This window comes from Lentiprolixibacter sp. (genome assembly GCF_982873095.1).
Map to the genome: position 1 here is coordinate 1 of NZ_CEYNTP010000086.1, position 10,078 is coordinate 10,078.

At 46.3% G+C, this 10,078-nt stretch carries 11 protein-coding genes; 4 read left to right on the forward strand and 7 right to left on the reverse strand.

Translation table 11 applies throughout. The features are described 5' to 3' along the window. A partial coding sequence (locus tag AC4E7D_RS06845) for a patatin-like phospholipase family protein (RefSeq protein WP_490173067.1) occupies positions 1-629 on the forward strand: 629 nt, incomplete at its 5' end. A 3-nt stretch (positions 630-632) separates the two neighbouring features. Here AC4E7D_RS06845 and AC4E7D_RS06850 read toward each other — a convergent pair. From AC4E7D_RS06850 to AC4E7D_RS06865, 4 genes are all read right to left on the reverse strand, one after another. Continuing rightward, a complete protein-coding gene (locus AC4E7D_RS06850; protein ID WP_490173068.1) occupies positions 633-1,160 on the reverse strand; it encodes a DUF7935 family protein in 528 nt (175 codons plus the stop codon). Positions 1,161-1,253: 93 nt separating this feature from the next. Then, the gene (locus AC4E7D_RS06855) at positions 1,254-2,027 is read right to left on the reverse strand and encodes a hypothetical protein (RefSeq protein WP_490173069.1); all 774 of its coding nucleotides are present in this window, start codon (positions 2,025-2,027) and stop codon (positions 1,254-1,256) included. A 99-nt stretch (positions 2,028-2,126) separates the two neighbouring features. Then, positions 2,127-3,404 carry an amidohydrolase gene (locus AC4E7D_RS06860; protein WP_490173070.1) on the reverse strand — a complete coding sequence of 426 codons (1,278 nt, stop codon included), beginning with the start codon at positions 3,402-3,404 and terminating at the stop codon, positions 2,127-2,129. 10 nt (positions 3,405-3,414) lie between these two features. Continuing rightward, positions 3,415-3,960, reverse strand: a complete 546-nt coding sequence (locus tag AC4E7D_RS06865) for a DsrE family protein (RefSeq protein ID WP_490173071.1) — start codon at positions 3,958-3,960, stop codon at positions 3,415-3,417. A gap of 128 nt (positions 3,961-4,088) precedes the next feature. Between AC4E7D_RS06865 and AC4E7D_RS06870 the strand changes: the two genes are divergently transcribed. Together AC4E7D_RS06870 and AC4E7D_RS06875 are read left to right on the forward strand one after the other, a co-directional pair. Next, positions 4,089-6,416: an ATP-dependent helicase gene (locus AC4E7D_RS06870; protein ID WP_490173072.1), complete on the forward strand. Its 2,328-nt coding sequence runs from the start codon at positions 4,089-4,091 to the stop codon at positions 6,414-6,416. A gap of 113 nt (positions 6,417-6,529) precedes the next feature. Then, the gene (locus AC4E7D_RS06875) at positions 6,530-7,153 is read left to right on the forward strand and encodes an L-threonylcarbamoyladenylate synthase (RefSeq protein ID WP_490173073.1); all 624 of its coding nucleotides are present in this window, start codon (positions 6,530-6,532) and stop codon (positions 7,151-7,153) included. Positions 7,154-7,201: 48 nt separating this feature from the next. Here the strand turns inward: AC4E7D_RS06875 and AC4E7D_RS06880 are convergent, their stop codons facing one another. The 3 genes from AC4E7D_RS06880 to AC4E7D_RS06890 all read right to left on the reverse strand — a co-directional run bounded on the left by AC4E7D_RS06880 (position 7,202) and on the right by AC4E7D_RS06890 (position 9,627). After that, positions 7,202-8,068 carry an OmpA/MotB family protein gene (locus tag AC4E7D_RS06880; RefSeq protein WP_490173074.1) on the reverse strand — a complete coding sequence of 289 codons (867 nt, stop codon included), beginning with the start codon at positions 8,066-8,068 and terminating at the stop codon, positions 7,202-7,204. Between the two features lie 98 nt (positions 8,069-8,166). Beyond that, positions 8,167-9,168 (reverse strand): glycosyltransferase family 2 protein, encoded by a 1,002-nt coding sequence (locus AC4E7D_RS06885; protein ID WP_490173075.1) that lies wholly within the window; start codon positions 9,166-9,168, stop codon positions 8,167-8,169. A gap of 12 nt (positions 9,169-9,180) precedes the next feature. Beyond that, a complete protein-coding gene (locus AC4E7D_RS06890) occupies positions 9,181-9,627 on the reverse strand; it encodes a type I restriction enzyme HsdR N-terminal domain-containing protein (protein WP_490173076.1) in 447 nt (148 codons plus the stop codon). 27 nt (positions 9,628-9,654) lie between these two features. On the opposite strand from AC4E7D_RS06890, the gene holA reads away from it, so the two are divergent. After that, a partial coding sequence (gene holA, locus AC4E7D_RS06895; RefSeq protein ID WP_490173077.1) for a DNA polymerase III subunit delta occupies positions 9,655-10,078 on the forward strand: 424 nt, incomplete at its 3' end.

Genomic DNA, 10,078 nt, shown 5'->3' on the forward strand with positions numbered 1-10,078 from the left:
ACCGCGGGAGCAAGACTTTTGGGGAAAGCCACAACCTGCTGAAACTGATCAGGACGACCTTTACTCCGGATGAATTTGAAAAGCTAAGATCTGGCGACAAAGAAATCGTCGTTACTGTATCTAACCTTTCCCTCAACACCGTGGAATATAAATCCATTCGAGATTTCTCCTATGACGACTTTTGTGAATGGATCTGGATCTCCTGCAATTATACCCCTTTCATGAGTTTGGTAAGAAAAGAGGGATGCGAATACGCCGATGGGGGGTTGGGCAGTATGGTGCCCATCGAGGAGGCCATCAAACGGGGCGCAACGGTGGTGGACGCCATCATTTTGCACACGGAGATCACCCATGTCAACCGGCTGCCATCGAAGAATGCATTTGCATTGCTGACCAGCATGTTTGGATTTATGCTGGACAGGATTGAAAGGCAAAATATCCGCATTGGTAAATTTGTGGCGAATAACCGGGATGCGATTATCAACTTCTACTATACCCCTTCCGTGTTAACCACCAATTCCCTGATTTTCGACAAGGAAAAGATGACCCAATGGTGGGCAAGGGGCTATGAATTCGCCCGAAAAAAGAATCAGGAACTCAGTGAAATTGAGCCTGAGATACAGGAGTGATTTCTAAATTGACTTCCAGAGGGCGCCGATTTCCTTTTTGATAAAGGCCAGGGCGGTCGCAGAGGGCGACTGTTTATCCATGGTGGTATTTAATATGTCTTCCCGAAGTTTATCTGCAGAATCTGATTCACTCATGCCAGCCTTGCGGATAGTTTGTATGGTCGCATTTTTAGCCGCCTTGATAATGTTCCAGCACTCATCGCTCATATAGATCTGCTGGGACAAGTTGTGTTCAAATTCGTTTTCAATGGTCTTCACCAAAAGGTTCTCATATTCATTTTTATCGGCAGACCTCGGTGCTACGCGAACTACCAAACTCGGGATCGCTATCCTTTCCAGGAACAGCGCCATCCGCTCGTAAGCCTGCAGCCTGATAGGCATGGCGTTTTTCTGAGAATCCCTGTGCAATAAAAACCTTCTTCTGCCTTCTTCATTATTGGTGTGCATCCTGAAAAAGTAAAAAGCAACAGCACCAGTTACCACGGCAGGTAACAGGTAAGCAAAAAGTTGTAAGACTCCGTCGGCGGTCATAGTATTTTGGCATTGGTTAACGCACTTAGAACGCTATGCCCATAAAAAAAGTATGCAGGATTTAAATTAGCTGCGATGTTTTAAGAACGGGTATTAATTTTTCATGTTCTTTCTCACCATCATATAAAACTCGGGATATCTGGGGTGTACCCGAATTTCGAAAGCATTGATGAGCCCGTCCCGGCGTTTTGTATTAACGGTCAAGGGTTTTACCCCGGTTTCCTGGCTTATAATGGTGAGTATTGCCCAAATCTGAGCTTGCCGTTGGGGAGGGTCGATAATGCCATTTTCCTGGCTGATCAGGTCGAACTCCCAATTGGCATGACGCTTCATGATTTGCCCAACCTTTGTTAGATAATCGCTTGCCTTAGCAGTCAGGGTAGTGTCACTCTCATTTTCATCTACCAGGAACTCCTGGCTCAGCGACAAGGCAACAGCTCCCTGGGCCACTTTGATCTGAGCACTTTCTCCAAGCGACTGTTTAAATTCGGTTATGAGCAGCAGGGCGATGGAATCGTTCTTGCTCAGCTCGTCATTAATGAATTTTAATTGTGCCTCTTTTTCCCTTAAGCTTTCCAGCGTCTTACTTATATTGTCTGACCTTCGGCTAGACGCTTCGGTAAATATTTTAAGGTTCTTGAGCAGGGTGGCATTGGCATCCTGTAACTCATTAACCTGATTCTCGAAAGATTCCGCCCTGGCAGAACTTATCCTTTCCTGCTTTTGCGCACTTATAATAAGGCTGTCCTTTTCGGCAATGCGGGACTGCAACTGTGCGATTTCTGCCTGTAACTCCTTTTTGCTCTGGGCGTTAACAGATAAAAGGCCGAAACCAATTAAAAGCAGGGGTAGTCCAAGTTTTCTCATAGGTCTTTCGTTCTAATCAATGCGCCAAAAATAAACATATCCACTTAAACCGCCTCACGGTGGTTTGAACCTGGAGTGCTTTACTAAAACCCATTCTCCTTAGCCCTTGTTCAGGTAATCCAGGCTCATTTCGGTTAGCGCCTTTACGCCCAGGATCAGGCCGCTGTCGTCAATAAGGAAATCCGGGGTATGATGTGGGTAGGGTTCAGTATTCCCGGGTGTCATTCCCCCCAGGAAGAAATAAAATCCGGGTACTTCCCGTTGGAAATAGGAAAAATCCTCTGCCCCGGTCACGGCCTTCTGGCTTTGAATATTGGATTCCCCCGCCACCCGTTGCAGGGTGGGAAGCATTTGAGCTACCAGATCCGGGTCGTTGAAGGTGATGTCTGTGGCGTCTTTTATGGTAATGCTGGCTTCCCCGCCATACGCCTTCGCTATAGCAGGTACCATTTCCATCATCCTGCGGTTGATGTGGTCTTTCATATCGTAATCCAGGGTTCTTATCGTCCCGATCATTTCTGCACTTTCGGGGATGATATTAAACCGTACCCCACTTTTGATTTTCCCAACAGTGATCACGGCGGCTTCTCTGGTGAGATTGGCCTCCCGGCTGATGATGGTCTGCAGCCCGTCTATTATTTTAGCGCTGATCAGTATGGGGTCCACACCCGACCAGGGTTGGGAGCCGTGGGATTGTTTGCCTTTCACCTTGATCGTGAAACTCTGAGCCGCTGCCATAGTACCTCCTGATTTGTAACGGATGACGCCAACAGGGGTTTGGGAATTGATATGTAGCCCGAAGATGGCAGAGACATCAGGATTCTTAAGCACCCCTTCTTTTACCATCAGCAAGGCACCGCCTTCTTCCCCGGGGGGTGGTCCTTCTTCAGCGGGTTGGAAAATGAATTTTACCGTACCACGGACCTTATCTTTGTTTTTGGCTAACACCTCTGCCACCCCCATAAGTATTGCCGTATGGGTATCGTGCCCGCAGGCGTGCATAACGCCCACCTTTTCCCCCATGAATTCAGAAGTAACTGTTGACTTGAAGGGCAGGTCATTGCGTTCCGTTACAGGAAGGGCATCTATATCTGCGCGCAAGCCTACCACCTTGCCAGGGAGGTCGCCTTTGAGTACGCCCACCACCCCGGTATAGGCCACACCCGTTTGCACTTCTATCCCTAGTGATCGGAGGTGTTTGGCTATTTTTTCTGCCGTTTTGAATTCCCGGTTGCCCAATTCAGGATTTTGGTGGATGTCCCGCCTCCAATTGATTACCTTTCCTTCAATGGCCTCATAGTCGCTGCTTAAATCATAGTCTTGAGCGTAAAAGGCCATAAAGCTCAGTAAAAGGACAGCTGTAAAATTCTTCTTCATATGTTTTTTATTAAAATTTAATCAATCGATACCCCTCATCCTGAAGGGAGATCAGGGCCGTCATGGCAGAAAGTGCCAGCTGCACCCCGGATAGCGTTTCTTCTCTTGGGATATCCCTCGCTATGGAGGATTGTCCGCAAAATATCACGGTAACCCCATTATCCATAAGTTCTTGCAGCATAGTACTATTGGGATTGGCAACACCGAAACGTCTTTCGTAATGTTCATTTTTCAACAGGTCTTTGGAAGCCTTGTTGTGCACCACCATCACCGCCCTGATCTGCTCCGGAGGAACTCCGTGCTGCGCATGCATATTCAGGTATCTGGCTACGGTTTCGATACTGGAATTGAGCTGGTTCGGAGATTCCGGGCTGTTCATTATGTCGAAGACAGCTTTGTACTCCTTATTGATATCGGTGGGATAATCCGGTTTATCCACCGTCCAAACAGCACCAGCACTTTGGATGACAGGCCCCATTTTCTTTTCCTGTCCCTCAAGCCCCTGGGCTAATCCGCAAACGATAATTGCAATAAGTAATTTTTTGAACTCGGTCATGGAATGGTTTCCTGGCCCTAAATATATTTAAATTGTAAGAATGAGAAAGGGTGTTCATAATATTTCTGAAGGCCCTTTTTCCGGACGTGAAATATGGCTAAATTCACACTTTGAAAATGTCAGGTGATTTGAATTCATATTTGGAGGAGTTAAATGAGGCCCAAAGGGCTCCTGTACTGCATAAGGAAGGTCCCTTGATGGTCATTGCAGGAGCAGGTTCCGGGAAAACGCGTGTACTGACCTATCGCATCGCACACCTGATGAAGCAGGGTGTGGACCCTTTTAACATCCTTGCACTGACCTTTACTAATAAAGCCGCCCGGGAGATGAAAAGCAGGATTGAGCAGCTGGTGGGCGGATCAGAGGCCAAGAATCTTTGGATGGGCACCTTTCATTCAGTTTTTGCCCGACTCCTGCGATATGATGGACAAAAGCTGGGTTATCCGAGTAACTTTTCCATTTACGATACCCAGGATTCCCAACGCCTTATTGCATCCATCATTAAAGAGATGGGACTGGACAAGGATGTGTACAAGTACAAGCAAATCCAGAACCGTATCTCTGCCTATAAAAACAGTCTGATCACTGTAAAAGCGTATTTCCAGAATCCGGAACTGATGGAAGCAGACGCCATGGCCAGGCGTCCCCGACTGGGTGAAATTTATCAGAACTATGTGGATCGGTGTTTTAAGGCCGGTGCAATGGACTTTGACGATCTCCTCTTGCGAACCAATGAATTACTGAGCCGATTTCCGGAGGTATTGATGAAATACCAGGAGCGCTTCAGGTACATATTGGTAGATGAGTACCAGGACACCAATCATTCCCAGTACCTGATCGTTAAGGCCCTGGCGGACCGCTACCAGAATATCTGTGTGGTAGGAGATGATGCCCAGAGTATCTATTCTTTCCGGGGTGCCAATATATCCAACATCCTCAATTTTCAGCGGGACTACGATGATGCAGCGGTATATCGGCTCGAACAGAATTACCGGTCAACCAAGAATATTGTCAACGCCGCCAATTCTATCATTGCAAATAATAAAGACCAGCTCAAGAAGAAGGTCTGGACGGCCAATGAGCAGGGTACAAAGATAAAACTGCACCGCAGTCCCACTGACGCAGACGAAGGGCGTTATGTTGCAGGTTCCATTTTCGAGAACAAAATGCAGCATCAGTTGCCAAATTCGGACTTTGCCGTTTTATACAGGACCAATTCCCAATCCCGGGCCATTGAAGATGCCCTGAGGAAAAGGGATATTCCCTACCGGATCTACGGTGGCCTTTCCTTCTACCAGCGCAAGGAGATCAAGGACCTGCTGTCCTATCTGCGGCTTGTGATCAACCCCAAAGACGAGGAAGCCCTGAAACGGGTGATCAACTTTCCTGCACGTGGTATTGGACAGACCACTGTGGACAAACTCACAGTTGCTGCCAACCAGTATAAGCGATCGGTTTTTGAAATCATGGATAACCTGGATAAGGTGCAGTTAAAAATAAACTCGGGTACCCGTGGTAAACTGGAGGATTTTGTAAACATGATCAAAAGCTTCCAGATCCTTAATGAGGAAGCTGATGCGTTTACACTCGCCGAACATGTGGCCAAGAAATCAGGGATTTTACTGGAATTTAAGAAAGACGGCACCCCCGAGGGGATTGCACGAATGGAAAACATAGAGGAACTGCTGAACGGGATCCAGGACTTTGTAGAAGGGCAAAAAGAACTTGCGGATGCCAAAGGCGACCTGACGGAATTCCTTGAAGATGTGGCACTCGCCACCGACCTCGACAACGAAAAAGGCGACCCCAACCGCGTGGCATTAATGACCATCCACCTGGCCAAAGGTCTTGAGTTTCCTTATGTCTATATCGTAGGGCTGGAAGAAGACCTGTTCCCCTCAGCCATGAGTATGAATACAAGGAGCGAACTGGAAGAGGAACGGCGATTATTCTACGTGGCATTAACCAGGGCCGAAAAACAGGCGTACCTCACCTATACCCAGAACCGCTATCGCTGGGGAAAACTGATAGACGCAGAACCCAGCAGGTTTATAGAGGAAATAGACGAGCAGTACGTGGATGACCTGACCCCGGCAGACACCTATCGTTTTAAACCGCTGATCAATACTGACATCTTTGGGGAAGTCAGAAAACCTTCCCAGAAGAAAGAAACCCCCGGCAAAGAAAAACTGGAAAACCTGGGCAAGGCACGAGCCTCGCAACTGAGAAAACTTCGAAAACTAAAACCCAACCTCGGCACCCCATTGGGGAACAATACGGAAATCAACCTGAATTTAAGCGAAGGATCGCGTGTGAACCATTCCCGTTTTGGCAAAGGCACAGTTATTAAGATCGAAGGCAAAGGGGAGGATAAGAAAGCCGAAGTACGGTTTGAAAGGGGAGAGATCAAAAAACTGCTGCTGCGCTTTGCCAAATTGGAAATCCTGGAACAATAAAGGCAGTTCTCTCCAACCTAATTGCATTCATATTACTCCACAGACATTAGGAAAGAAAGTCGTAAATTAGTTAGTACAGCAGGCAGCTAAGTAATATCCTTACCTGGAATAAGATGGCAGCAGAATATATTCGGATCTACGAAGAGAACCCTAATCCCCGGGCCATAGCCAAAGTGGTTGAAGTGCTCAGAAGGGGCGGGATAGTGATTTACCCGACAGATACCGTGTACGGTATGGGCTGCGACATCACCAATTCCAAAGCCATGGAGCGCCTGGCCAGGATAAAAGGTGTAAAACTAGGTAAGGTGAACTGGTCATTTGTATGCGCTGACCTCAGCAACTTGTCTGACTATGTAAAACAAATAGATTCCACTACTTTCAAATTGCTGAAAAGGGCCTTACCGGGGCCGTACACCTTCGTGCTCCCGGGTAACCGCAACCTGCCCAAGGATTTTAAAAAGAAGAAGACCGTTGGCATCCGTGTCCCTGAACACAACATCGCCCTCGAACTGGTAAAGGAACTGGGCAACCCCATTGTATCCACTTCCATTAAGGATGAAGATGACCTTATTGAGTATACCACGGACCCCGAACTGATTTATGAAAAATGGAAACATTTGGTGGATATGGTAGTCGACGGCGGCTATGGGGGTAATGTACCCTCTACTATAATCGACCTCTCTCAGGAAGAGGTCGAGATCCTCAGAATGGGCAAGGGATCTTTGGATATCCTATAAAAAAACCGCAGCGGTAAGCTGCGGTTTTATTTCTTTACGCTCTATTTCTTAATCGTTGATGGCAGGATCTTTCATGCCTTCCTCAATCATGGAGTAGAACTGGTCTAGCTTAGGCAACACAACAATTCGTGTCCTCCTGTTCTTTGCCCGGTTGGCAGCAGAGCTGTTATCCGTTAACGGGATGTAATAACTTCTACCGGCAGCCGTCATACGGGCAGGATCAACACCAAAATCATTTTGCAGAATACGCACTACAGAAGTCGCCCTTTTTGCACTAAGGTCCCAGTTATCCAAAAGAACCCCGCTTCTGTAAGGTACATTATCTGTATGTCCTTCTACCATAAATTCGAAATCAGGCTTGTTGTTGACCACCTGTGCTACTTTGCCCAGTACTTGTTTGGCAGCATTGGTAACAGTATAGCTACCGCTTCTAAACAAGAGCTTGTCTGAGATGGAAACAAAAACAACACCTTTTTCAACACTAATTTCAATGTCCTCATCATCCAGGTTGCCCAATACGCCTTTCAGGCTTTGTACCAGGGCAAGGTTGACAGAGTCACGACGTGTAATTGCATCTTGCAGTTTGCGAATGGTAAGGTCTTTTTCTTTAAGGCTTTCCAAAGATTTTTCGAGGTTTTCAGCACCTTTGGTTGTGAGGGTAGTGAGGTTACCCATGTTGTTGATCAGTTCCTGGTTGTTAGCCTTCAGGAAGGCATTCTGATCTTCCAGCGTTTTCATTTTTGCAGTTGCTGTAGCTTTCTCTTCGAGGCAGCTATTTAATTTTACTGTAGCTGAATTCAGGAGGTCCTGGGTTTCTTTTTGCTTTGCTTCTAACTCTGCATATTTTTTCTGAGAAACGCAGGAAGAAAGCAATACCATTATCCCAAGGCTGCTCAAAACTAAAATTCTTTTCATAATGTTATGTCTTAGATTTTATTAGTGATAAAATGAAATCTCAATGATCCTTATTAACAAAATTATGGAATCGCTAATCGACGATTATCCAAAATTAGTTAATGTTTTACTAAATCATCATATTTCCTAATATGATTTACGAAATAAGACCACACTATGGATTTTGTTTCATAGTACTTTTCCACAAAATCCGATTTTTCACGCTTGCGATACATTTTGCGAAACTGCCTGTAAAAGCTTAAATGTGCCCTTAATATGGCCCAGCAATGTCCCCATTTCCACTGAAAGATAAAGCGCAAGGCGGCTACGCCGTCAAGAACCAGTCGGAAAAGAATGATGACAAAGGCTACTTTCCTGGGTAAGTTTTTTGTTATGGAAAAGAGGGAATTCCTGAAGTTCAGGTAGGTTTTTTTGGGATTCATATTACTCAATGTAGAGCCTCCCAGGTGATAGACCTGTGCATCTGGCACGTATAATACTTTGTAACCTTTGTTGTGGGCCCGCCAGCAAAGGTCCACTTCTTCCTGGTGGGCAAAATAGTCTTCGTCAAAACCTCCCAGTTCTTTAAAAACCTCACTGCGTATGAACATACAGGCACCTGTAGCCCAGAAAATCTCCGAGGTGGTATTATATTGCCCCTCGTCCTTTTCCAGGGTTTGAAAAATGCGACCCCTGCAAAAAGGATACCCTAATCTATCCAGAAAACCACCTGCTGCCCCCGCGTATTCAAACTTACCCTTCCTTAACAGGTCCTTAATTTTTGGCTGTATAATGGCAACCTCCGGCTTGTCTGCAAACACCTGAAGTATAGAGCCCATCCAGTCCGGCCCCACTTCCACATCTGAATTCAGCAGGCAAAAGAGGTCTGCATCAACTGCCTTCAGGGCCTCGTTATATCCCCTGGCAAAGCCCCAGTTCTCAGGATTTTGAATGAGGCCTACCTCCGGATGATGCTTTTTGAGATAGGCTACGGATCCGTCTGTAGAGTTGTTATCGGCCACGTAGACGTCGGCTCCTGGGGAATGCTTTATTACCCCGGGGAGATAACGTTCGAGCAGAGATTGCCCGTTCCAGTTGAGTATAACGATGGCCAGCTTCAAAACGCTTGCAAATTAACGGCTAAAATCAGGAATTTGAGGTAAAAACCGATATTTTTCTTGTTGATGGTCCATTTGGCAACAGTAGATTTCCAGGCCGTTGGTCACCACCAGATAAGTGGCTTTCAAAGCCATATTGTAACGTGCTATCTGGTCAAAGGTTTCCTGGGTGATGGGTACATTGGGTGCTTTGCATTCCGCAAGGAGTTGGATGGCACCTTCCGAATTAAACACCACGAGGTCGTACCGCTTTGCAATTCCATGTAACCGAATTAACTTCTCTACATTGACCAGGCTTTTGGGATATCCCTTGTCTTTGAGCAGGTAGTGGACCAGGTGTTGCCTCACCCATTCTTCGGGCTGTGCCACCACGAATTTTTTACGGATCACATCAAAGATGTACTGCGTATTTTCCCTACTTTTAAATCGGAATTCATAAGGTGGAAAGCACAGCGGTTGCATACCTGCAAAAGTGAGGAAATTTTTCGGATGGACGAAGTCAAACGGATCGTTGAAGAGATTAGAAGAGGGAATGCCAGGCCTTTATATTTCCTGATGGGGGAGGAGCCCTACTACATTGACCGGATTGCCAGCTTTATCGCTGATCATGTACTTACCGAGGAAGAACGCGGTTTTAATCAGATCACCTTATACGGGAAGGAGGCAACTATAGAAGATATCGTAGCCCAGGCGAAACGCTACCCCATGATGGCGGAAAAGCAAGTGGTTATTGTGAAAGAGGCACAGCACCTCTCCAGGACCATCGAGCAACTTACTTCTTATGCTGAACACCCACAGCCGTCAACAGTTCTGGTGATCTGCTATAAGTACAAGAAGCTGGATAAAAGAAAGAAACTCCATAAAGCCCTGTCCTCTTCAAATGCAGTACTGTTTGAAAGCAAAAAACTGTACG